The sequence below is a fragment of the Rhodococcus sp. USK10 genome (assembly GCF_019378875.1).
GTDB lineage: Bacteria > Actinomycetota > Actinomycetes > Mycobacteriales > Mycobacteriaceae > Rhodococcus_F > Rhodococcus_F pseudokoreensis.
In genome coordinates, this window is record NZ_CP076047.1 from 79,676 (window position 1) to 103,712 (window position 24,037).

The window sequence follows — 24,037 nt, forward strand, 5'->3', positions numbered from 1 at the left end:
TATGACGGATGAGTGAGACGGATTCAGGTTTCGAACGAACCGTGGACATTCTCGTGGTCGGGTCAGGGGCTGGTGGATTCACTGCTGCTCTCGCGGCGAAGGCTCGCGGACTGGAGCCGCTCCTTATCGAGAAGGCGGACCAATTCGGGGGTACAAGCGCGCTGTCCGGAGGTGGGGTGTGGATTCCTGGCGCACCTGCGCAGGTCAGAGCCGGGCACACGATCGACCCCGAGGACGTCGTCACCTACCTGCGCACCCTCACCGATGGCGAGGTGAGTGAGGCGCGGATCCGCGCGTTCGTCGACAACGCACCCCGGATGATGGACTTCCTCGAAAAGATTAGCCCCCGTATGCAGTTCATGTGGAAGGCGGGATATCCAGACTACTTCCCCGAACTCCCTGGCGGCTCGTCGGAGGGAAGCGTCATCAACATCCGACAGATTGATCTCCGTGAACTCGGCGCCGATGAAAAGTCCCTACTATCCTCGCTCGCGGGACCTCCGAAGGGAATGTGGATCGCCCCCGAGGAGCTCCGCCACTTCTATCGTCTGCATCAGTCGTGGAAGGGCAAGGGGGTGTTCCTCAAGTTGATCGGACGCACACTCCGTGCCCGATTGCTCGGGGAACGGAAGGTCGCCATCGGACAGGCCCTCATGGCCCGCTTCATGCTTGCCTTCCGTGAACAGAACCTCGAGATGTGGCTGGCCTCCCCCTTACAGTCGCTCATTACCGACCAAGACGGCTCCGTCATCGGTGCGGTCGTCCGACACGAGGGTGTCGACCGTCGAGTCCGAACCCGAGGGGGTGTCATCCTCGCGTCCGGTGGATTCGACCACAGCCCGGAGATGCGCGCAAAGTTCCACCCTTTCCTCGAATCTCCCCGCAGCTACGGCGCCACATCCAACACGGGAGATGGCATCCTTGCTGGCCAGCAGGTGGGGGCAGACGTCGGATTGATGGACAGCGCGTGGTGGTACCCCAACGTCCACCGCGCGGGTGGCTCGATTCACGCGCTCAACGAGCGGATGATGCCCGCCCAGTTCATCGTCAACTCAGTCGGCAAGCGCTACATCAATGAGGCGACACCCTACTCCGAGTTCGGGCGAGCGATGATGACCAGCGATGAGTCCGGCGCAGACCGCATGGAATCGTGGCTCATCACAGACCACCGCTCCTGGAATCGGTATGTCATCTTCGGTCACCTCCCACTGCCCAAGATCCCCTTCGCCCCTGCACCGACCGGCCGACGGATGCCTGCAAGTTGGCTGGATTCGGACGCTGTCGAGACCGCTGGCAGCATCGAAGATCTTGCGGTCAAGATCGGAGTGCCCCGCAGTAGGCTGCGAGAGACGTTTGACCGTTTCAACGAGTTGGCAAAGCAGGGTGTGGACGAGGACTTCCACCGGGGCGAGAGCATCTACGACAACTACAACGGTGATATCACATTGCCGAACCCCAACCTCACACCGATCGACGAGGACGGCCCCTACTATGCCTTCAAACTCACGCTGGCGGACTTCGGCACGAACGGTGGCCTAGTTACTGACGAACGGGCCCGAGCACTCCGTGCCGATGGCACTCCGATTCGAGGGCTGTACGCGACCGGTAACACGACAGCCTCGGTGATGGGATACAGCTATGCGGGGGCGGGCGCGACCCTGAGCCCAACGATGACATTTGGGTTTGTCGCCGCCAACGACATTGCGAACGAAGTCACCATAGCTGCCTGCAGTGCCGCGGAGAGCGTCGCTACCTCGGAGTAGATACCGCGGATGGCAATACGACGTCCAAGCTGGATGCCGGTGCTCAAACGTTTGAAAATTACGCTCAACAGCCTGGGCTCGTAGCGATGGTAGGTATACGACCACGAACCCTCGCATGCGTGCTCACCAGAATCGCCGTCCTACCGTGTTATCACCGTAGGACGGCGCTGCTCTGTGGACTTGACGCCGCGCATGTCGACCGCTGCGCCTGATTCGCGGTCCGCGCTGTGGTCCGTCCACCCATGTGGGCTTGCGCTTCCTGTGCACATACCTTTGTGCTGTTGGCTGGCACTTGTGTTGGCGCCGCGACGCCGTCGTTTTATTCGCACGGTGGACGACCTACTTCCGGACCCCACGCTCTGGTGCGTCTGCGAAGAACCCCAGTGTGTGGGTCAAGTCTCTCTCGAGCTCACGGCTTGCTCTCTCGACGTCCCTGTCCAGAATCGCTTCGGCAACCAGTGTGTGTCGGTCGTGCAGATCCACAAGGTCTCGCCGCCTCTCGACATCGGTGATTCCTTTGAAGTACGACTCTGCAACCAGTGACACCAGCACGTGAGCATAGAGTTCGAGAGTCGGATTGCCGGCAAGCGGGGACTGTAAGAACAACGGTGTAACTCTGAAAGGAGATGCACCATTATGACTGATGTGATTGATCGTGAGGCCGAATCGAACTCGGCACGTGTGGGTGTCAGCGATGCGCGGCTGCAGGAGTTGGTGGATCAGGCCCGGGCCGACGGCTTGCAGCTCACCGGTGAGGGTGGGTTGCTGGCGAAGTTGACCAAGCTGGTGGTCGAGTCTGCGCTCGAGGGTGAGATGGACGATCACCTCGGCTACGGCAAGAATGACTCGGTCGGGCGGGGAAGCGGCAACTCCCGTAATGGCAGACGCGCCAAGACCGTGTTGACCGAGGCCGGGCCGGTCGAGCTGGAGGTGCCCCGCGATCGGGAGTCGAGTTTCGAGCCGAAGATCGTGGCCAAGCGGCAGCGGCGGCTGACCGGGGTGGAAGACATGGTGATCTCGCTGTCGGCCAAGGGACTGACGACGGGTGAGATCTCCGCGCACATGGCCGAGGTGTACGGCGCCGAGGTGTCCAAGCAGACGATCTCGACGATCACCGAACGGGTGATGGACGGCATGCTCGAGTGGCAGAACAGGCCGCTGGACCCGGTGTATCCGGTGCTGTTCATCGACTGCATCCACGTCAAGATCCGCGACGGCAACGTGGCCAACCGGCCGATCTACGTCGTGATGGGGGTGACCGTGGACGGCACCCGCGACATCCTCGGATTATGGGCCGGCGAGCACGGCGACGGGGAGGGGGCGAAATATTGGCTCCGGGTGTTGTCGGAGCTGAAAAATCGTGGTGTGCAGGATGTGCTGATCGTCGTGTGCGACGGTCTCAAGCATCTGCCCGACTCGATCGCACAGGTGTGGCCGCAGACCATCGTGCAAACCTGTGTGGTCCACCTCCTCCGGAACACCTACGCCTACGCCTCCCGCAAGGACTGGGCCGAGATCGCCAAGGACCTCAAACCGGTGTACACCGCGCCGTCGGAGCAGGCCGCGCTGGACCGGTTCGCCGAGTTCAGCGACAAATGGGAGAAACGTTATCCCGCGATCATCCGGATGTGGACCAACGCCTGGGCCGAGTTCGTGCCGTTCCTGCAGTTCGACCACGCCATCAGGCAGGTCATCTACACGACCAACGCCATCGAGAGCGTCAACGCCCGAATCCGCAGAGCTGTCAAGGCCCGCGGCCACTTCCCGACCGAGGCGGCGGCCCTGAAATGCGTGTTCCTGGCCATCATGAGCCTCGACCCCAAAGGCACTGCCCGCCAGCGCTGGTCCAACCGTTGGAAGGCAGCACTGAACGCCTTCGAGATCACCTTCGACGGACGCCTGTCCGCCGGACGAAAGTAGCTAAAAATCAACCAGTTACACCGTTATCTGGACAGACCCGGCAAGCGACGCGAGCACCGTGTGAAATCCCCGGTAGTGGTGTGAGGTGGGAGGCGGACCCGGATGAGTCAGGTCGAGGCACTCGTCAGTCAGGGCGGCACGAAGTGTACGTTCGTTCTCGTTGTTCATTCGATCGATAATCAACGGAAGCAGCGAGAGCTCAATCACGATCCGCGCCTCAAGTTGTTGTTCCGGACGCACCCGACGGAATGTCAGGTACCGTGTCGCCGCCTGGACGATTCCACCGTCATTTGGTGCGCTCACTCGGAGACCTCCGCCGCGGCCCCGACGCATCTCGACCACGCCTTGCTGCTCGAGAATCCGGACTGCCTCACGAAACACTCCACGGCTCACAACAAACCGGTTCATCAACTCCGTCTCAGTCCCGAGGGACATGCCGACGGGCCACCCCTCCGAGACAATCCACCGGGCAATCTTGTCCGCCGTGGAGGTACCCACCTTGTCGCCTACCACGTCGAATGATTGATTGGGCATAGCCTGCTCCTTATTAGGTTTCTATTTGACAGCCCGCGATCACGATACGGTCGATTAACACAGCGCATGAACATCATCGAATCGGATATTCGCAGGAAGAAATAGGGACCTATTTTCTTGGATACAATCGCGCCGCTCGGCGCCGAGTTCGAGAGAATTGGACGTAGTCACCGACGACCGCGGGCCCCTGGTAAACAGCACCATCGAAGGTGCACGTGGTTCGAGGACCGAACGCGACATCACTACAAAAGGGAGTTGAGATGAAGTCAATGGAAAGCCACGAGACGCCTATGGCATTCAGCGCATCAGTGCTGCGTAAGTCGTTCGGGCACGTCCCCAGTGGCGTGGTTGCACTTTGCGCTCTCGTCGACGAGGAACCCGTTGGAACGGTCCTCAGCACATTCATTCCCGTCTCGTTGGATCCGCCGCTGGTTGCGGTTTCGTTGCAGAACGGCTCCCGTTCCTGGAACACGCTTCGGGACCGTCCGCGACTCGGAGTCACCATCCTCAGCGAGTCGCAGGGAATCATCGCGCGCAGTCTGGCGACTCCTGGACCTGACCGTTTCAAAGATCTTGACTACGCAGCGTTCGACTCCGACGCCATTCGAATCGGTGGCGGTGTCGGGTACTTCGAATGCGCGCTTCGGAGTGAACATCAAGCAGGTGACCACGTCCTGGCCGTCATGGACGTTCATAGCGTCGACGTAGTGGCGCCTCGCCTGCCGCTCGTCTTCCACTGCAGTGACTTCGTCACTATCGGGGATAAGCAAACCGCTGCTTGACAGGCAGTTGTGCGCCGAGTGAGAGAAGCGAATGGTGCCGGGTGCGGACTGGCCGTCGGTGTGGAGTCCGCACTCCCGCCGAGAGGGACGCCCACGCAGCGCGTAGACCTTCGGAAAGTCGAAACCAGGGTGGTTCGTGTGGTGGCGTAGGACCGCCGTGGGAGATGCGGGTTAATTTAGTGCCCCGCCTCAGAAATTCGTGAGATCTATTTGGCGAGGGAATCGAGGATCTCCTCGGCGGTCTTGTGCCAGGCAAACGGCTTCGGGTCGTCATTCCAGGTGGCAGGTCCCCGATAGTCGGACCACGTCGTTCTAGAGTCGCGATTGTAGAAGTTCAGTCGATCTCGCACCCGCCCACCGGTTAGTGGGTGTGGGTGCAGTGGGCAGCGTACTCGGCCGGCGTGAGGTAGCCCAGCGACGAGTGCCTGTGCCGATGGTTGTGGTCGTCCTTGAAGTCCTCGATCACCACCCGAGCTTCGAGCAGGCTCGTCCAGTGATTCCGGTTCAAGCATTCCTTCCGCAAACGATTATTGAATGATTCGATGTGCCCGTTGTTCCACGGCGTGCCCGGCGGAATGTACGAGATCCCTACCCGATCCCTGCAGAACTGCTGCAGCACAGTCGAAATGAACTCCGGACCGTTGTCCATTCGAAGCACCAGCGGCGGTCCGCCCCACAACGCGAATGCCTTACCCAACTCGTCGGTCAACCGCTGCGCGGTGATCGACCGCTCCACGATGTTCAGCAGCGACTGCCTCGTGTGCTCGTCGATCATCGAGGCGATCTTGATCGCTTTCCCGTCGATGGTGGAGTCGAACTGGAAATCAATAGCCCACACCACCTGCGGGGCGTCGGCTTCGATCTGCGGGCACGAGCTGACACCGGACCGTTTGCGTGGATGGTGAATCCGAACCTGAAGGCCTTCCTCCTTCCACAGCCGGTGGACCTTCTTCTTGTTCACCACAGCGCCCTGATCGTGCCTCAGATGCGCCCAGGCGCGACGGAAACCATGCAGCGGATGCGTGCGGGCGTATTCGCGCAACGTCGCTCTCAGAGCGGCATCGGGGTCTGCTGGTGTCTGAGCGAGAGGTGTTCGGGCGTAAGTGGAGCGGGCGAGCCCAACCGCTCTGCATGCCAACCGCTTCGACATGCTCATCGTGGAGACGAGCATGTCGACCGCGCGGCGTTTGGCAGCTGGACTCAGAATTTTCCCTTCGCTACCTCCCGCAGCGCGTCCTTCTCCAGCTCGGCATCGGCGAGCAGCCGCTTGAGCTTGCTGTTCTGCTCGCGCAGCTCCTTGAGTTCCTTCGCTGCGTCGGTGTCCATCCCGCCGTACTGGCGGCGCCAGTTGTACATCGTCGCTGCCGACACCTCAAGCTCCGCAGCGATCTCCTCCTGCGTCTTACCAGCAGCAGTGAGCTCGTCGGCACGGCGCAGTTTGCGCACGATGTCCTCTGCGGAGTTCCGCTTCCGTCCAGCCATGTTCTCCATCGTCCTATCCGCCCAGTTCACGGGCAACAAGACTCTAAAACAGAGTGGCCCCATTCACCGGGGGCATGCCACAGGTCTTGATCCAGTTTCGAACGTTTTCCTCCAGTTCTGCAACGCTTTTGTGTACACGATGGTGGAGCAGCTGATCGGTCAGGAACGCGAACCGCCGCTCGACCTGATTGATCCAGGAGGACCCGGTCGGGGTGAAGTGGACGTGACAACGTGGGCGCTTGGCCAGCCAGTCGCCCACTGCCGGCGTTTGTGGGTGGTCAGGTTGTCGCAGACGAGATGCACGTCCAACTCGTCAGGGACGGCCTTGTCGATTGCGGTGAGGAACTTCTTGAACTCCACGGCCCGGTGACGAACGGCGCGCAGCTGGTGTTCCATCAGTTGATGAAGGCGCGGATCTTAGTGGTCAGATCCTTGACGGAACCGAAGGTTCCGTCAAGGATGGCCTGACGTTCGATAATCCCGAACCACACCTCCACCAGGTTCATCCACGATGCCGAGGTGGGCGTGAAACGCACATGGATACGGCGATGTTCGGCCAGCCACGCCCGGACTTCGGCCTTCTTGTGAGTGGCGTAGTTGTCCATCACCAGATACAGCTCCCGCTCCGGGTAGGCGCGGGCGACGCGTTTGAGGAAGACGAGGAACTCCTGATGGATGGCGCGGTATGCGCAGCCCGGTGACCTTGCCGGTAGCGATGTCCAGGGCCTGGATCTGTGACTTCTCGTCCACGCACAGCACGATCGCGTTGTCCTGCGGATTCACGTACAGCCCGACGATGTCGGTGACCTTGGCGACCAGCTCCGGGTCGATAAAGAACTTGAACGTCTCACTACGCCACGGCTTGACACCGTACGCGTGCCAGGCCCGCGACCGTGGTGTGACCGATCTTCACCCGGTCGGCCAGCAACCGGCTGCTCCAGTCGGGTCATCGTCGGCGACCCGAGAATATGCGTCGCTCCGCGAATCTTCGGCGGCGAAGCCAGCGATGCGGTCACAATCGCGGCGTGGTCACCGTCCGCGATCGCCTCGACCGTTGTTCGTCCTCCAGGCCGGCGATCCCGACCTCCTCGTACCGAGAGCGCCACAGGGTCATCGGCCGCGAGACCCGACCATGCGCGCGATCTGGGCATTCACTCCCTCTCGGCGGCCAACACTATCATCCGCGCCCGCTGCGCCGAATCCGCACGCACCGACCTCGACCGCGACGTATGAGTCCGGATCAGGGTTCTGAGACCGCAATCGAGCATTTTGATCGCATCAGGGGCGGCAGGACTGTTCGGCCGGAGATCGGGCGGTGGTTATGCTCCGGTGCCGTGTCGTCCGCCGTGCCGACAGAGCGCTATCCGCACGTATTTCACGCTCTCGCGTTCTCGGACGAGAGCCCTGTGAGGGCCTGAACGACAACGACAATGTCACGAAGCGTCAATTCATCGCTATGCGGGATTCTCGCCAAATATGCAACCTTGGGGCGGCGTGTTGTCGTATCAGATTGATTGGTAGACAATGCATTTCTCCTTAACACGTGAATTCGAAACGAATATGGTGGTCGCCGCGCCGTGATTCGGTTTGGCTCCGGGGCTGACCCGCTGCAGCGGTTCCGGGGTACGGTCATCGCACCCGCACTCATCACGAACAAGCCTCCCTTATCTGCTCTTCGATCTCGGCGCGGGTCGGGTTGCGCCGAAGGGTCAGGCCGCCGTTGACCTGCAGGGTTTGGCCGGTCATGAAGCACTCGTCACCTGCCAGGAAAACCGCGGTATGAGCGACGTCCTCAACGGTATTCAAACGGCCCAGCGGATACTCCTTGACGAATGCGTCAACGACTCCGGGAGTTCGGTGATAGTCGGCCGAGAGAGGCGTCTCGGTCAGACCAGGCGCGATCGTGTTGAGCCGGATACCACAACATCCGTATTCGTTCGCAACCTCTCTCAGGACATGTTCCATGCCGGCCTTGGCGCCTGTATACGCCATGTGGTTCTCGAAGCCGATCGTGGCGGCCGCCGAGGATATGTTGATGATGGACGATCCACTCTTCATCGTCTCGACCAAAACCTGCAACAACTGGAATGGTCCTTTGAACAGCATCGAGGTCATCTCGTCGATATCCTCCGCTGTGTGCTCCTCGAACGGTTTGAGGACAAAGGCCGCAGCAGCGTTCACTGCGATGTCGAGTTTCTCGTAGTTGCGGAGGACGAAATCGACCATGTCCTGGATTTGGTCCTTGTCGGTGATGTCACACGTCGTCCATGCGCCACCGATCTGGTCGGCCAGGGTCTTCAACTGCTGTTCGTTGCGTCCGGCAACGACGACCTTCGCCCCTTCCGCGGCGAACGCGCGGGCGATGGCCTGTCCCATGTTGCCTTCCCGGGATGCGCCGAGGACCAGCGCGACCTTATTCTCCAGGCGTCCTGACGCCGCTCGGCTTTGTTCTGTCATTGGGGTCTCCGTCCAGAATCAGCGATTGACTACACGAGAGCGGTCAGACTTTGGCGGAGGCGGAACCGTGATCGGCAGCCATCGAATCGTTCCTGCACTGAGAAGTACCCGCGCTGTCTCGTATTCGATTCCCGCCGTGACGTCATGACCGACAAGTTTCTTGATCAGCGGAATGGCGACTCAAGGTCTTCCAGGAAGTGGGACGCTTCAGCACGCTCCGGCAGGAAGTAGGACTCTTCCATGTAGTGCACGATCCGCCAATGACTTCCGCGCCGTCGCAGTACCGCCGTCACACGTGCTGCGGTCTCGCGGACCACGTCGGACTCCACACTCTGCATGCGCCAACGAACGATGAAGATCGCGACGGCCACGTCCCCGGTGATCAGACGGAATCGACTGCGCGGCATCTCGATCGTCGCGTTGACGAGTCTGGACCGAGTGCGGGCGAGATGAGAGGCAATCGTCTCCCACCCAACCAGAATGTCGTCGATTTCGGGGGCCATGTAGGTCACGTCGCCTGCGTGATCCCACAATTCCGCGAGAGCCTGCCAGTCGAGCGTCTCCCAATAGGTGACGAATCGATGGACCACGTCGCCGACTGCTCCGATGTCCTTGTCGTCGGCATCTGTCGACGACTGCATGTCAGTAGCCTGCCTTCGCGCTGGTCACGGCTGCTTCGCGTCCCGCCGTGCGGAGTTCCGCCGCCATCCCCTGCACGACCACGGACTGTTCGTTTCCCAGGGTAATCATGCGGTATCCCATAGAGAGGTAGTCCCGCGCGAAGGAGCCGAGGCCGGCGTGCACACCGGCAAACTTGCCGGCCTCCGCGGCAGAAGCTGCGACGCGCTTCATGGTTTCTCGAACAACTGATATGGGTGGAAACTGTGCGGGACCATCGCCCAGTGTGATTCCCAGATCAGCTGGCCCGACGTAAACGCCGTCGATCCCGTCGACAGCCAGGATTTCTTCCAGATTGTCGAGGCCTTCGGCAGTCTCGATCATGGCAAGCACCAGCGGGGCGCTTTCCAAAGCCGTGTGGTCGCGACTCAGGTACGGAGCGATCGGTCCATAACTTCGGATACCGCGGGGCGGGTATCGAACCGCCCGCACGATGGCTTCCGCCTGGCGGACGGTGTCGACCATCGGCACGATGATGCCGTCGGCTCCCGCATCGAGTGCACGGCCGATACTGCTGTGCCGGCTGTCCGCCACACGAACGAGACGCGGTGTCGTGGAAGCCCGTACGAGGAGCCGCGGCAGATCCGCCTCACTCGCGTAACCGTGCTGGCAGTCGATACCGAGATAGTCGGCGTCGGATCCGTCCATGAGTTCGAGGATGCTGTCGGTGGGCCTTGAAACCCACACGCCGAGAACAGCACCTGCTTCGATCCGGACGCGCAGGTCGCGCTCTGCCGGTGGCTGTCCGTTCATGAGCGGTTACCCGCTTGCTGCGGGATCTCTACGTCTATCCGGTCGCGATCATTCCGCAGGTTCTCACGGTCGGGTTGTGCCTTCCCGCCGTTCTTGGCCGAGCGCTCGAAATAGAGGGCGGCCAGCGACAAAACGAACAGGGTCAGTCCCGCTACGCCTGCGATCAGGAATGCGCTGGCGTACGCGGTGGGTGCCGTGAAGGGCTTACCACCCAACTGCACGGTCTGTGACGCGAGGACCGCTGAAAAGACGAGCGGCCCGATCGCCAGTCCGACCGATTTCATCACCTGGTTCAGGTTTCCAGCCTCGCTGGTGCGTGCTTCGGGGACGCCCGACATGAGCAGAATCGGTATTGCCGCGTAGAGAAACGCGACTCCTAGGATGGTCGCCGAGCATCCTGCGACGAGCAGCGTGGGGACCTGGCCGCCGAAGTATAGCGATGCCGAGGCGATGCAGATTATTGCGCTTCCCACAGTCAATGGAACGCCGGCACCGAATCGCTGTGCGAGGGTGCCTGACAGCGGGCTGAGAATTGCACCGCCGACCAGGCTCGCGATTCCCATCACTGCAGCAGTGGCCGCCGCGGAAAGCCCCATTCCAATTCCGACGTCAACCGGTGACTGCAGTGCGACCGAGAACACCAGGAAGGATGCAAGGACGCCCATAGACACTACGAACATCGCGAGGTGGGCCACTGCCACGCGACCGTCGCGGAAGGTTCGTAGGTCAATGGTCGGTGTCTTGTGCCGGAGCGTGTACACAATCCACACCGCCGCGACTGTGATGCCACCAACGAAACTCAGGAGGACGATCGACGACAGTCCCGGGCGACGCATCAAGGTGAATCCCAGGAGGACGAGCGTCACGGCGACCGCGAACAGCGTTCCGCCGAGGAAGTCAACATCACGCAGCGTGCCACGTCGTTCCGAGGACGGAAGAAGCCAGGCTGTGATCGCTGCGGAGATGAGTGCGAGCGCCCCGCTGAAGTAGAACATGCTGTGCCAGCCGAGGCTGTCAACCAATGCCCCCGCAACGAAAGTACCCATGGGACCACCGATGAGCGCGGTCCCCGCGAGTAGGCTGAGCGCCATACCGATTCTCCTCTCCCCTAGCCTTTCTCGTGCGATACCGAAGGCGAGTCCGAGAATGGCGCCCGTGACGCCCTGCACAGCGCGTCCGGCTATTAGCCCCGGCAGAGTCGGCGAGATCACGACGATGAAGGACCCGACGGTGCCCAGGAGCAGAGAGGCCACGAGGACCTGTTTGCGACCGAGCACATCGCCGAGGCGGCCGGCTGTGGCAGCCGTAGCCGCTGCGACGAGCGCATAGCCGGTGATCGACCATCCCACGATGAAGGGATCACCGAAGTCAGAATAGAGGTGCGGAAGTGCGATCTGGACCATGTTCTGCTCGAAAGCATGGTTGGTCTCTGCGAGGACCAAGATCGCGATGAGCAGTGGTGCGCTGACCGTCTGCCAGCTTCTTGAACTGGATCGAAGTGCCATCGAATGTTCCTTGCGTTCGTGCCCTGCTGAATCGGGAATCGGACAGCGACGAGGTCGAGTGATCCGGCGCGGTGATATCGCTCCGGCGTGCTCCGATGGAGGAAGGCAGGATAGTGAAATGGGGCCTGACTCTGCTCCGACGGTCTTATCCGTCGGAGCAGAGTCAGCAATCGGTTCTCTGCTGAAACATGTGTTGTGCGCGTCCAGCCTCAGTCAGAGGTCCAGGACGAGCTTGGCCGACATCGCCCGGGATACACAGATCGCCATGGTGCCTTCGGCCTCGTGCTCCTCCGGCGACTTGTACGAGTCGAGATGCTCGGGTTCGCCTTCGAGGACGCGGGTCTCGCAGGAACCACACATCCCCTCTTCACACGACGTGAAAACCAGCACATCGATCTCACGCGCGACCTCGACGATCGACTTATCCTCCGGTACATGGAGTGTGCAGCCGCTACGAGCCAGTTCCACCTCGAACCCCGCCGCCGGCCCCGCCTCGATCTCCTTCGGTACGAAGCGCTCCACGTGCAGCGAGGCACGTGGGTGACCTTTCAGTTCGGAGACGCTCTCGACCGCCGCCAAGAGTCCTTCGGGCCCGCAGCAGTACACGAGCGCCCCATCAAGCGAACCGAGGATTTCGTCCAGGGGAATCGGACCGTCAGTGTCTTGCGGGTAGATGGTCACTCGGTCGCCATACGCCGAGAGTTCGTCGACGAACGCCATCGACGAGGAGGAGCGGCCTCCATAGTGTAGGGCCCACTCGGCCCCGGATATGGTGGCAGCTTCCAGCATGGGCAGGATGGGTGTGATGCCGATCCCGCCGGCAATGAAGACATAGCGTGGCGCGGGCACGAGCGGGAAGTTGTTGCGTGGGCCGCGGATGGTCACCGTGGACCCTTTGCGAAGGGTGTCGTGAACCTCGGCGGAACCTCCGCGGCTGTTCGAATCCCGCAGAATGCCCAACCGGTAGCAGTCAGGGGTGGCAGGACTCCCCGAGAGGGAGTACTGGCGAACCAACCCTGACTCGAGCAGCACGTCCAGATGCGACCCCGGATCCCAACTTGGAAGCCTATCTCCGTCCGGTGCCGCCAACACGAGTTCCACCACGTCGTCGGCCGCTGCTGTGCAGCTGTCTACGACTAGGGTCAAGGTCAGCTCCCCGGTTGGGGCCGCAAGTGTTCGGTCATTCTCGATGGTCATGGCGCGCTCTCCGCTGCGGTCGCGTCGGTGAGGAGACCGTCACGCCCGACCTTGCGCAGCCGCGGCAGGTAGAGGTCAGCTGCGTTGTCCCAGAGAATCCGGCGGCGATCGTCGTCGGAGAGTCCCGATGTCACGTCAGCCGTGCTGGTGGTCGTCCAATGCGGGAAGTTGCTTCCGAACATGAGTAGATCAGCGGATCGACTGAGCGCGTGCCACTCAGCACTGGGCTCCTCTGGTCCTTCCAGATGGTTCGTGCGGAAGCGGAGACGGTCGATGTATCCTTCGGTCTCCTTTGTCAGCCAAGGCACCTCGTGACGCGAGATCGCCCAGTCAGCGTCCATGCGCCAGATGAACGGGATGAGGAAATCGTGGCAGCCGTCTGCGAAGTACACCCGCAGATTTGGAAGGCGCTCGAAGACTCCCTCGAGAATGAAGCTGGACACGTGGTACATGGCGCTGATCGACTCCTGTGAGGCGAAGTCGATGTGCTTGCGTGGGTATCCGGACATTGTGGGCTTGTAGTTGGCCGCTGCACCGCCGTCTGCATGGACGACGACCGGCAACTCGTAGCGACTGGCGGTTTCCCAGATGCGGAAGTAGTTGCGCTGGCCGTATGGCCGCCAGGCGTCGAGCGGAACTCCTACCTGGACCATTCCGGGATGGTCCGCCCATCGTTCGATCTCGGCAACCGCGGCGTCCGGGTCAGCAGGGTTGACGCGGATCGTGCCGAGGAACCGGTCATTGGATTCCGGTGCATCGAGCCAAGTGCGCGCAAGCCAGTCGTTCGTGGCTCCGCACAGGACGCTGGACATGTCGAGGTCTGGCTGCGGACCGCGAGTGAGCGGAGTCAGAACTCCGAGCCGAGAACCGTCAGAGTCCATCTTGGACAAGACTTTCCCGATGTCCGAGCCTGGAAGCGCGCCCGGATCGTCCTCCGGACGGGCCGCTTCGAGGTACTCCCCGTACGGAGGGATGCCGGTCGGCGCCGAATACATCTGGCGCAAGATCCCGGGCAGGTGCCGCTTCGAGGCCCACGGCTCGGGCATCCACTGGTGGGGCTCGAGCTCGGTGCGCCAGAACGGCGTGATGCAGCTGTCGATTGCGGGTTGGTTCTCAGTCATCATCCTGCTCCAAGAAGAACGACGTGGCCATCCTCGACCACGACCTCATAGGTGCGCACGCGAACCGGTGCCGCGACGGCTTTTCCTGACGCGATCTCGAATTCCCATCCATGCCAAGGGCATTTGATGAACTCGTCTTCCCTAGAGTATTCGAGCGAGTACGGCTTCTCTCCGGCCTTCGTCTCACCGGTCAGCTGACCGACGCACATGGGCCCGCCTCGATGCGGGCAGTAGTTCACGATCGCGGAGAACTCGCCGTTGATGTTGTACACGCCGACGCCGAACTTGCCCACCGGGACGATGCACATCGATCCCGGCGGCATTTCCTCGACCCGGGCAACCACGGTGCGGGTCTGCTTCTTTTCCGTCTTCATCAGTCCGCTCCCACAAAGTCATGCTCAGACCGAGCCTTCGTCACGGCAGAGACGAGGCGACCTCCGTTGTCGAGCCGGTCCTTCATCTGCTGATGCCGGTATCGAGTCATCGGATCGGCGCTCAGATCGAGTTCGTCGATCGGTCTCGTCTCGGGGAGGCCGTACAGCTCCTGCGCGTTCTTGTACATCACGAGGTCGCGCCATTCGGCCGGCATGCGCATGGCCACATGACGTGGATCGTCGTAGTCCCAGTGCGGGTAGTCGCTGGAGAACATCAGAACGTTCTGCAGATTCGCTGCTTCGATGAGCCGAATGAGATCCCTGGGGTCTTTCGGCTCCTCCAGCGGCTGCGTGGTGATGCGCAGCTGATCTTGAACGTACTCGCTCGGCCGCCGCTTCACCTCGGGGATCTCCGCGCCGAGCGCCTTCCAGTACTTGTCGAACCGCCAGATAGCGGGCGCTGCCCAGGTGAATCCACCCTCGACGAAGACGACCTTCAGATCCGGCAACTCTGCGAAGACGCCGTCGAAGATCAGACTCGCGAGATGGTTCACGAAGTAGTGCGACCAGGATCCCATGACTTCGATGTGATAGGCGTTGTAGCCTACCGGTGTCATCGACTGCATCGAGCTCTCACGAGTGATGTGCATTGCTACCGGAAGGCCGTGTCGCGCCGCTTCCCGCAGCACTGGGCGGTAGAGCGGATGCCCGACGGGGTGGACGAGGGTTTCCGGGGCGAACTGCACCTGCGAGAAGTATGGGTGACCGACCCACTTGTTGATCTCGGCGATGGCACGCTCGGGGTCGCCGGGTGAGACCCGGATACCGGCGCGGTACCGGCCGTGGGCGTTGTTGGCAGTGCCGAGCCAGTCACCGGCGATATAGCTGTTCGTGGCCGTGCATCGCGCGGACTCCCACTCCGGGTCCCACCATTTGCTGCGGGAGAGGGGGATCAGGAAGGCGTAGTCTGTGCTGGACTCCTGGAGGACCTGCTCCGCGTACAGTTGCTTGTCTTCGCCGGGACGCTTGCCGGTGACGAGCGCGTCCATCCGGGCCGCGGTCGGCGGAGCATAGAACAACCGGGTGTTCTCGATGTCGTTCGCGCGGTTCTTGTAGTACCGCGTCCGCCATGGCTCTGGGATGTCGTCGATCATCATCTCGATCGCCGTGTCCGGGTGTGTATCTGTGTCGATGGTCGTCACACGCTTCGGTTGCCCGAGGTGCAGTTGACTGGTTTTGGGCTCCGTCATCTCTACTCTCTATCCGAGAATAAGGGTCACGATTAATGGCCCTTGCATGTTGGCTCCTCCGAGCTTAACGTCACAGTGAGTGATAAACATCACCCTGTTTAGGAGGCCAACGTGTCAGACCAGACCACCGCGTATTTGGGCGGAAAGGTCGGCGTCTCGATCGCCGACAAGATCGCCCGGAGCATCGTCGCGGAGGGTTGGCCTGTGGGCATGTACCTCGGCACTGAAGGCGATCTGATGGAGCAGTACTCGGTAAGCCGGGGCGGTCTTCGAGAAGCTATCTGCATCCTCGAACAGCAAGGCGTAGTGCAGATGCGGCGCGGACGCGGCGGAGGCCTCTGGGTCACGGCACCGGGCGACGCCGGCATCGTTCAGAGCGCGGTCCGCTACCTGACCTTCCGGCGCGTCCTTCCGGAACAACTACTGGAGGCGCGTCACACTATTGAGCTTTCGCTCATTCCCTTGATAGTCGACAGGATGAACAACGAGAACGCGCGCCGGCTGCGTGCCCACCTCGAGACGGAGAAGGCCGAGATCGACTCGAATGCACCGGTTCCCAAATCACCAGAGGACATTCGCGGCTTTCACACATTGCTCGGATCGCTCACCGGTAACCCGACTTTGGAGTTGTGTGCCCGTGTCGTCGAGTCGCTTGTAAGGGTGGAGTACTTCAAGCGGACTCCCCAGCCCGATCTTCGCGATGTTCGACGAGGGGTGCACGAGCGGCACAAGCGCGTCGTCGACGCGCTCATCGCACGAGACCTCCCGCGCGCATTGGCGGAATACGAGGAGACCCTGGCCTGGACCAAGGCCTTCTACGTAGAAATCGACAGGAAAGCCGAATCTCCCCCTGACGAAGACTCGAATCACTAACCGGCCGGTGTCCGGAAGTCACTGCACCCGCGAGGTGAGGTTCATCAGGAGCCCCATCGTGAGCCACTTCACAACAGGGTACTGTTTAGCCGTCGGCGGGTTTGTACAGTGAAAACCGCTCCCTGGGTGTCCGGAACGTAAGGGCATCCGAAGGGTCAGCATTCCTGAACCGCGCCTTCACGGTCAGTCAACGAGGAGTGACGAGATGTCGTTAAACGTGCCGCAAAAGACGTCAACCGAGGACTATCAGATGTGGTCGAATTGGGCTGGAAACATCCAATCGACACCTGCGATCACGGTGCAGGCACATACCGAGGAAGATGTCGTCGACGCAGTCAAGCAAGCCCGGAAGATGGGGCTTTCCGCCCGAGTCTGCGGCAGCAGTTTGTCCTTCTCTCCTCTGGTTGCAACCGGTGGAATGTTGCTCGACCTTCTCAATCTGACCGGCATCACTGCGGTTGACCCGGCGCGGGGACGAGTGCGGGTCCGGGCAGGCACGACAATCCGGCAATTCGTCGCCGACCTGTGGGATCATGGATTTGCGCTGCTCAATCAGGGCATCATCTGGAACCAGACCATCGGTGGTGCACTGGCCACCTCTACGCACGGGACCGGCCAAGGGCTGCAGGGTATGTCGTCGATGGTTACCTGGGTTCGCCTGGTCGACGGCCGAGGCGAAGTGGTCGAAATCGGGGAGGACGATCCCGACCGGTTGCACGCGGCCCAGACCAGCCTCGGCGTGATGGGCGTCTTCCTCGAAATCGAGTTGAAGGTCGTACCCAGGTTCTTCCTCGAGGAGCGACTGGTCTTCGTCGACTGGGACGAGGCGCAACGATCCTGGGACTCGGAGATGGCATCAAACCGCAACCATGCGGTGATGTGGTTGCAGAGTGACACTGCGGCGCGCGAGTACAACCTCCCCACCCCTGAGGGGAAGTCACTTGCCAACACTGCGATGTACATGCAGTTCAATCCGATCGATCCGATCCCGGAGTCCGAGTGGTGTCGAGAAGTCGGTGCACGGCGCGGCCCGTCCTACTTCGTCCTGTCCGCGGAGAACAACACCAATCCGTTCTTCGAGCTCGAGTACATGATTCCGGTCGACAAGGCTCATGATGCGATTCGCCAGGTGCAGGACCTCATGCGGGGCGAGCACTCCAACCAAGTCCACCCGATGTTCATCAGGTTCGTCAAAGGCGATGAGGCGTGGATGTCCCCCTTCTACGAACGAGACACCGTGACGGTCTCGGTCGCTGGCCACCCGGGTGTCGAGTATTGGCCCTACCTGCGCGATGTCGACCGCACACTCAAGCAGTTCGAGGCGCGTGCCCACTGGGGAAAGTTGCATCTCATGACCCGTGAGTACCTCGAGGCCGTATACCCGCGCCACGGCGACTTCGTTCGAGTACGTCGGGAAATTGACCCGGACGGCATCTTCCTCAACGACCACACCCGACCGCTCGTGGGCTGATCGGAGCACATTGACATCGCGCATGCCGCAGGCTCGAGAGCCGGCCGACCCGTGCGCGGGAGCGCGCGTCGAAGTACCGGGGTGAGTGGTCCGAGGGGCATCCGGGCGCTGGATTTCGGGAAATTCATGGCACCCCGTATGTAGCTGATCGATGATCAGCACCCGGCTCCGACCCGGTGACACCTCGGCGGTTCGCCGGGGTCGGCTCGAGTCGGCCGGTTGTCCCGCACCAGATCGGCCGCGCCGGTCCCGCCTCAGGGCCGGGTTTTTGTGCTGTCCCCGGACTGGCGAGCTTCGACCATGTGCCCGGACGTGTCCGGTTCGGCCTCACGTTCGAACCGGACACCGCTATGTATGGCTGCCATGGGGGTCGACCGACGCTTCAGGCCGCGTCGATCGTGCACACACCTCGAATTCGGGTTCTGCGCAAAGAGCGACAGCAACGTACCGATCGAGCTGACAACTTAGGAAGGCGCCGTATGAGTGTTGATATCGCAACCACGCCGCTTCCCGCCGATGTTGCGCAGGCGCTCATGGCTGGCGATCATTGCGCACGATCGCACGGGATCGAGTGCCGTGAGGTGGATGAAGGTTTCGCCGTGATGGCGATGACGGTACGCGAGGACATGTCCAACAGCCTCGGAATCTGTCATGGCGGCATCATTTTCCTGCTTGCCGACACCGCACTGGCGTACGCGGCCAGCGCGACGAACCTTGCGAATGTTACTACCACGGCTAGCATTTCGTACCCTGCCGCTGCCCGCACCGGTGACAATCTCTTGGCGGAGTGCCGGGTAGCCCACCAATCGGGCAAAGCGGGCATCTACGACGTGGCGGTACGTCGGGAAGACGGGAACCTGGTTGCCGTGTTCCGAGGCAATACCCTCCGGACCGGCGACCAGATCCTTCGCCCCGCCTGAGACCGGCGACTCCGTGGACGGTCGAAGCCGTCCACGGAGTCGTCGCGCTTATGTTGGAAGGAGGGTTGGCAGCGCAACACCGCCCGAGGTTGCCCTTACAGTGAGTTCGTGGCTTCCCCCGACAGCAATCCCACCGGCGCTCGCGCAGCAGGCACGCAGACCCTCGCGCGGGGCCTTCGCGCGCTCGAGTTGGTGGCGGATTCCGCGAACGGAATGACGATCCAGGACGTAGCGGACGAACTCGGAGTACACCGCAGCATCGCCACCCGACTGCTGGCTACGGTCGCCGAGTTCCGCCTGATCAACCGCGGCCCCGACGGCCGCTATCGCGTCGCCGGCGGCCTTGCCGCCCTTGCCCGCGAGGTCTACGCAGGCCTGAGGGAGCAGGCAACACCCGCCATGCGCCGGCTAGCGAACCAGCTCGGCGCCAGTGTCGCACTCTTTGTGGCCGAGGCTGACGATGCCGTTGCCGTCGCCGTTGTCGAACCCACCGGCACCAATGTTCGGTTGTCCTTCAGACAGGGTGGACGTCATCCCCTCGACTGCGGCGCGGCCGGATACGCACTGCTTGCCGCCCTGCCTGAGCAACCTGCCGAGAGCCCGCGCGTCACCGAGGGTCGGCGCCGCGGCTACGTCATCACGTTCGGCGAGGTCGAGCCCGGATTCTGGGGTCTCGGCGTCCCTCTCAATCGAGCCGCGGGTGAACCCGCCGCATGTCTAACCCTGATCAGCGCGTCGAAAGACCTGATCGAGAGCGCACCTGATGCGGTCCTGAAAGTCGCGGCTGACTTGAGCAGCTACTCCATGTAAACCGTCGATCTCGGCAGAAAACGCGCTCACCAGGCGCTAAGGACTCCACCGACCCGTACCGCAGTTCGATCACGGTACGGGTCTATTCGATGTTCCGGTGCTCCGATACCGCCAGCCCCTTGACAAGGATGGGTGTGCGCGTGTTCACATATAGGTGACGATCATGCAATTAACGACTGGGAAGAGGCGCTATATGAACACTGACGCGTGCACGGGAGACGGCTCGCGGAACGTGCCTCGTGATCCCGAGGGTGGCGTCGAGGACAGTGAAGTTCTCATTGTGGGAGCAGGTCCGGCGGGTCTGATGCTTGCGAACATTCTCGGCATGTACGGCCGAACGGTGACGGTGCTCGAGGCGATGGACCAATTGATCGACTACCCCCGCGGTGTGGGTCTCGACGACGAGTCCTTCCGCACCATCCAGACCGTGGGTCTGGTGGATACTGTTCGCCCACACACCAATCCGCAGCACATCATGCGGTTGGTCAACGGCGCCGGGAAGGTCATCCTGGTCAACAACCCGCAGACCGACGAGTTCGGATGGGAGCGCAAGCACGGGTTCATCCAGCCCGAAGTCGACAAAGCGCTCTACGAGGGACTCGCGCGATTCGACCACGTCCAGGTGCACTTCGGGCATCGTGTCGAGGACGTGATCGAGGACGGCGAGTCGGTCACCGCAATCGCTCTGGTCGCCGGCCCGGACGGCGAGGTCGAGGAGCGCCGCTTCCGCGGCCGGTACCTCGTCGGATGCGAGGGAGGCAAGTCCCCGACCCGTAAGCGTCTCGGGGTGAGCTTCGAAGGCGAATCCCCCTCCACACGCTGGCTGGTAGTCGATGTGAACAACGATCCCCTCGGCACGCCGAACGTCTTCCTCGGCGCCGATCCCAAGCGTCCGTACGTCTCCATCGGGCTGCCTCATGCGGTGCGCCGCTGGGAATTCATGCTTCACGACGGGGAGACCGAAGATCAGGTCACCGACCCCGCTTACGTCAACGAACTCCTCGCCAACCACGTCCCGAACCCATCCGACCTCGACTTCATCCGGGCCCGGGTCTTCACCCATCACGGCCGGGTGGCATCCAACTTCCGCAAGGGCCGCCAGTTGATCGCCGGCGATGCCGCGCATCTGATGCCGGTGTGGATGGGGCAGGGTTGGAACTCCGGAATGCGAGATGCGACGAACCTCGGATGGAAGCTGGCCGCGGTTCTCGCCGGCCAGACTGATGACGAGTTGCTCGACACCTACACCACCGAACGCAAAGATCACGCGAAGGCGATGGTGGATCTGTCTCTGACCTTCGGGAAGTTCATCAAGGTCACCAACCCGATCGCCGCCACGGCTCGGGATGCCGCGTCCTCCGTCCTCAACCTCTTACCTCAGGTCAAGCGTTACTTCGCGGACATGCGCTTCAAACCCATGCCTCGATATACCCAGGGCGTGCTCGTCGACCCCACAACCCAGGCATCAGGGACGGCGACAGCCGGCCTCACCAGCAAGCTCATTCCTGTGTTGACCGCGAACAGCAAGGTCTCCCCGGTCGGTGTCCAGTTCCCGCAACCCCGTGTGCACACCCGCCTCGCGTCGAACGTGCTGCTCGACGACGCCATCGGGAACTGGTGGTCCGTCATCGTCTGGGGCAACAGCCCCAAAGATGTACTGCCGCAATCGTCACTCGACAAGCTGGACGCCCTCGGCGCCCGCCTGGTCGCCGTGGTCCCGGAAACCCAACGCGCATGGGCAGAGCAGTACATGGACCCCGACGTGCTGGTTCTCGGCGATCACACCGGACGAGTGAAGAAGTGGTTCGACGACCGACCGACTCCGCTGGTGTTCCTTCGGCCCGATCGCTTCGTCGCCGGCGCATGCCTCACCCAGCATGCCCCGACCACCCTCGATGCGATACTGCGCGCCATGGCCTTCACCGGCCAACCGGCCGACAGCATCCCTTCGCTGGGGGTCACACGCACCCGGGTGTCCATCTAGAGGTCCCGACCGTCGACCCCGCCACGACATCCGAGAGAGCTATCAATGACAACCATCGAAACCCCCGAGTACACCACCCACCCCTTCTTCGGTCTCGAAGACAAGTGGATCGAGACCGCCCCGGGAGAGCTCACCCACTACCACGAACTCGGGCAGGGCACGCCCATCCTGTTCTTGCACGGCTCCGGAACCGGCGTCACGGCGGCTGCAAACTGGTGGCTGAACCTACCCGCCATCAGCGAGCATGGCCGCTGTATCGCCATCGATTCCATCGGCTACGGCCAGAGCGTGGTCGCCGAAGGCACCGCGTACGGCATCAAGGAATGGGTCCGGCACGCGGTGCGGGTGCTCGATGCTCTCGGCATCGAGAAGACGTGGATCGTCGGGAACTCTCTCGGCGGCTGGCTTGCCTTCCAGTTCGCCATCGACTTCCCCGAACGACTCCTGGGGATCGTGTCCATGGGCACCGGCGGCGCGAAGCTGACGGGTGCCCTGGCCGGACACTCGAACCCGAACCTCACAGAGGACGGGATCCGGAAGACCCTCGAACTGTTCGTCGTGGATAAGTCGCTCGTCACCGATGAACTGGTGGCCCTGCGCTACCAGTCCGCCCTCAACGACACCGCCTCGGACCGCCTCGCCGACGTGGTGGCCGCCCGCGATCGCGACCGTCATGAACTGCCTTTGGACTTCGAGGTGCTGGGCCGGCTCGAGATCCCCGTCTTGTTGATCCACGGTGTGCAGGATGTAGTAATCCCTGTCTCCCGGACATGGGAATTGCTCAATGTGGTTCCACACGCCGACTCACACATTTTCAGCCAGTGCGGCCACTGGTCCCAGGTTGAGCGCGCCGAGGACTTCAACACCGTCATCACGCAGTACCTCACTTCCCACGGCGTCACGCGCTGAAACCCCATCGAGGAAAGGGATAGTCGTCATGGCTCACGCCCTGGTGTGCATGTCTCACAGCCCGCTTCTGCACCTCGCCCATCCGCCCGCGGAAGTGAAGGCGAGCGTCGACGCCGCGTTAGAACAGGCCCGCGCATTCGTGCACGACTTCGATCCGGACCTGGTCGTCAACTTCGGCCCCGATCACTACAACGGCTTCTTCTACGACCTGATGCCGCCGTTCTGCATCGGTCTGAACGCGACGGGGAGCGGCGACTACGACTCGTTCTCCGGCGAACTCGCCGTGCCGACCGACATTGCCGAGAAATTGGCCGAATACGTGATCGATCGGGACGTCGACGTCGCGATCTCTCGGAAGATGACAGTCGACCATGGGGCCGTACAGCCGATGGAAATCCTCTATGGCGGCGATGTAGCCGCGAAACCGATTGTTCCCGTGTTCGTGAACTCGGTCGCTCGTCCGTTCGTTAAAGTCGCCCGTGTACGCCGATTCGGCCAAGCCATCGGCGAATATTTCAAGAACTCCGACAAGAAGGTTCTCTTCCTCGGTTCCGGCGGACTCTCCCATGACCCGCCGGTACCGCAGATCGCCACCGCGAACGAGGCTCAACGCCGGATGCTGACCGACGGGCGCAACCCGACCCCGCAGGCGCGAGCCGCCCGCCAGGCCAGGGTCGTCGATACCGCAATCAAGTTCGCCGCCGGCGAGGCCGACATTATGGAGCTCAACCCCGACTGGGATCGAGCCTTCTTGGACGTCTGCAGGTCAGGTCGGGTCGAGAAGTTCGACGCCTACACCGCGGACGAGATGGACGCCGTCGCAGGGCACTCCTCCCACGAGGTTCGGACCTGGGTCGCCGCCTACTCCGCATTACGGGCCTGCGGCGAGTACGAGGTCGGCTACGAGTTCTACAAACCGATCAAGGAATACATCGCCGGGTTCGCAATCACGACTGCCACACTCCGAGGAGCGTCATGACCCACGCACCCCTCCACCATCAGAGCGACCCGACACGTCCGTCACCCTCGCGCAGCCGCGCTCGCTGACCAATGCCACACCTCCGTGACAAGATGCGTTCGCTCAGTGAACGGTCTGATCTGCGGAGTCCGAACCGCGAGCATTGCGCTGGATACGCTTGTAAATGCATCCGGAAACCCCTTAAGTGGGAGCAAGCCCGTTGCAGAGTCGTTCACTGTGTGGACGAATCTTCCCAGGAACCGTATCGCCTGGTGCAGCGGAAAGGGAAGACGCAC

21 protein-coding genes are annotated in these 24,037 nt (G+C 62.0%); 10 read left to right on the forward strand and 11 right to left on the reverse strand.

Annotated features, from left to right (window positions below):
* The first annotated feature begins 8 nt into the window (after positions 1-8).
* Both I1A62_RS00940 and I1A62_RS00945 read left to right on the forward strand, forming a co-directional pair.
* On the forward strand, positions 9-1,763 hold the full coding sequence (locus I1A62_RS00940) for an FAD-dependent oxidoreductase (RefSeq protein WP_219453514.1): 1,755 nt from the start codon (positions 9-11) through the stop codon (positions 1,761-1,763).
* 636 nt (positions 1,764-2,399) lie between these two features.
* Entirely contained in the window at positions 2,400-3,683 is a 1,284-nt protein-coding gene (locus tag I1A62_RS00945) for an IS256 family transposase (protein WP_219453482.1), read from the forward strand.
* A gap of 15 nt (positions 3,684-3,698) precedes the next feature.
* Here I1A62_RS00945 and I1A62_RS00950 read toward each other — a convergent pair whose 3' ends face one another.
* Positions 3,699-4,217, reverse strand: coding sequence for a FadR/GntR family transcriptional regulator (locus I1A62_RS00950; RefSeq protein WP_219453515.1), 519 nt, complete (start codon positions 4,215-4,217; stop codon positions 3,699-3,701).
* Positions 4,218-4,477: 260 nt separating this feature from the next.
* On the opposite strand from I1A62_RS00950, the gene I1A62_RS00955 reads away from it, so the two are divergent.
* Positions 4,478-4,999: a flavin reductase family protein gene (locus I1A62_RS00955; protein WP_219453516.1), complete on the forward strand. Its 522-nt coding sequence runs from the start codon at positions 4,478-4,480 to the stop codon at positions 4,997-4,999.
* A gap of 361 nt (positions 5,000-5,360) precedes the next feature.
* Here the strand turns inward: I1A62_RS00955 and I1A62_RS00960 are convergent.
* From I1A62_RS00960 to I1A62_RS01010, 10 genes are all read right to left on the reverse strand, one after another.
* Positions 5,361-6,481 (reverse strand): IS3 family transposase gene (locus I1A62_RS00960; RefSeq protein ID WP_374710692.1). Its coding sequence is split into 2 segments (ribosomal slippage): positions 5,361-6,214 and positions 6,214-6,481, totalling 1,122 coding nucleotides; the frame shifts between segments, so codons are not numbered across the junction.
* A 395-nt stretch (positions 6,482-6,876) separates the two neighbouring features.
* Complete coding sequence (locus tag I1A62_RS00970) at positions 6,877-7,260, reverse strand: transposase (RefSeq protein WP_219454982.1); 384 nt, start codon at positions 7,258-7,260, stop codon at positions 6,877-6,879.
* 868 nt (positions 7,261-8,128) lie between these two features.
* A complete protein-coding gene (locus tag I1A62_RS00975; RefSeq protein WP_219453518.1) occupies positions 8,129-8,938 on the reverse strand; it encodes an SDR family NAD(P)-dependent oxidoreductase in 810 nt (269 codons plus the stop codon).
* A 164-nt stretch (positions 8,939-9,102) separates the two neighbouring features.
* Positions 9,103-9,579, reverse strand: a complete 477-nt coding sequence (locus I1A62_RS00980; RefSeq protein ID WP_219453519.1) for a nuclear transport factor 2 family protein — start codon at positions 9,577-9,579, stop codon at positions 9,103-9,105.
* Between the two features lies 1 nt (position 9,580).
* Positions 9,581-10,369, reverse strand: coding sequence for an HpcH/HpaI aldolase/citrate lyase family protein (locus I1A62_RS00985; protein ID WP_219453520.1), 789 nt, complete (start codon positions 10,367-10,369; stop codon positions 9,581-9,583).
* Positions 10,366-11,874: an MFS transporter gene (locus I1A62_RS00990; protein ID WP_219453521.1), complete on the reverse strand. Its 1,509-nt coding sequence runs from the start codon at positions 11,872-11,874 to the stop codon at positions 10,366-10,368. The genes I1A62_RS00985 and I1A62_RS00990 overlap by 4 nt, the downstream gene beginning before the upstream one ends.
* A gap of 213 nt (positions 11,875-12,087) precedes the next feature.
* Positions 12,088-13,071, reverse strand: a complete 984-nt coding sequence (locus I1A62_RS00995) for a PDR/VanB family oxidoreductase (protein WP_219453522.1) — start codon at positions 13,069-13,071, stop codon at positions 12,088-12,090.
* Positions 13,068-14,195 carry an amidohydrolase family protein gene (locus I1A62_RS01000; RefSeq protein ID WP_257890324.1) on the reverse strand — a complete coding sequence of 376 codons (1,128 nt, stop codon included), beginning with the start codon at positions 14,193-14,195 and terminating at the stop codon, positions 13,068-13,070. The genes I1A62_RS00995 and I1A62_RS01000 overlap by 4 nt, the downstream gene beginning before the upstream one ends.
* Positions 14,192-14,566, reverse strand: a complete 375-nt coding sequence (locus I1A62_RS01005) for a Rieske (2Fe-2S) protein (RefSeq protein ID WP_219453523.1) — start codon at positions 14,564-14,566, stop codon at positions 14,192-14,194. The genes I1A62_RS01000 and I1A62_RS01005 overlap by 4 nt, the downstream gene beginning before the upstream one ends.
* Positions 14,566-15,816 carry an amidohydrolase family protein gene (locus tag I1A62_RS01010; RefSeq protein WP_219453524.1) on the reverse strand — a complete coding sequence of 417 codons (1,251 nt, stop codon included), beginning with the start codon at positions 15,814-15,816 and terminating at the stop codon, positions 14,566-14,568. Before I1A62_RS01010 ends, I1A62_RS01005 begins: the two co-directional genes overlap by 1 nt.
* A 111-nt stretch (positions 15,817-15,927) precedes the next feature.
* Here I1A62_RS01010 and I1A62_RS01015 point away from each other — a divergent pair, with 111 nt between their 5' ends.
* The 7 genes from I1A62_RS01015 (at position 15,928) to I1A62_RS01045 (ending at position 23,762) form a co-directional block, all read left to right on the forward strand.
* Positions 15,928-16,689 (forward strand): FadR/GntR family transcriptional regulator, encoded by a 762-nt coding sequence (locus I1A62_RS01015; protein ID WP_257890325.1) that lies wholly within the window; start codon positions 15,928-15,930, stop codon positions 16,687-16,689.
* A 205-nt stretch (positions 16,690-16,894) separates the two neighbouring features.
* Positions 16,895-18,160: a D-arabinono-1,4-lactone oxidase gene (locus I1A62_RS01020; RefSeq protein WP_219453525.1), complete on the forward strand. Its 1,266-nt coding sequence runs from the start codon at positions 16,895-16,897 to the stop codon at positions 18,158-18,160.
* Between the two features lie 479 nt (positions 18,161-18,639).
* Positions 18,640-19,080, forward strand: a complete 441-nt coding sequence (locus tag I1A62_RS01025) for a hotdog fold thioesterase (RefSeq protein WP_219453526.1) — start codon at positions 18,640-18,642, stop codon at positions 19,078-19,080.
* A gap of 108 nt (positions 19,081-19,188) precedes the next feature.
* On the forward strand, positions 19,189-19,890 hold the full coding sequence (locus I1A62_RS01030) for an IclR family transcriptional regulator (RefSeq protein ID WP_219453527.1): 702 nt from the start codon (positions 19,189-19,191) through the stop codon (positions 19,888-19,890).
* 193 nt (positions 19,891-20,083) lie between these two features.
* A complete protein-coding gene (locus I1A62_RS01035; RefSeq protein WP_219453528.1) occupies positions 20,084-21,874 on the forward strand; it encodes a bifunctional 3-(3-hydroxy-phenyl)propionate/3-hydroxycinnamic acid hydroxylase in 1,791 nt (596 codons plus the stop codon).
* A gap of 45 nt (positions 21,875-21,919) precedes the next feature.
* Positions 21,920-22,783 carry an alpha/beta fold hydrolase gene (locus tag I1A62_RS01040; RefSeq protein ID WP_219453529.1) on the forward strand — a complete coding sequence of 288 codons (864 nt, stop codon included), beginning with the start codon at positions 21,920-21,922 and terminating at the stop codon, positions 22,781-22,783.
* Positions 22,784-22,811: 28 nt separating this feature from the next.
* Positions 22,812-23,762, forward strand: coding sequence for a 3-carboxyethylcatechol 2,3-dioxygenase (locus I1A62_RS01045; RefSeq protein ID WP_219454985.1), 951 nt, complete (start codon positions 22,812-22,814; stop codon positions 23,760-23,762).
* The last annotated feature ends 275 nt before the right edge of the window (positions 23,763-24,037 follow it).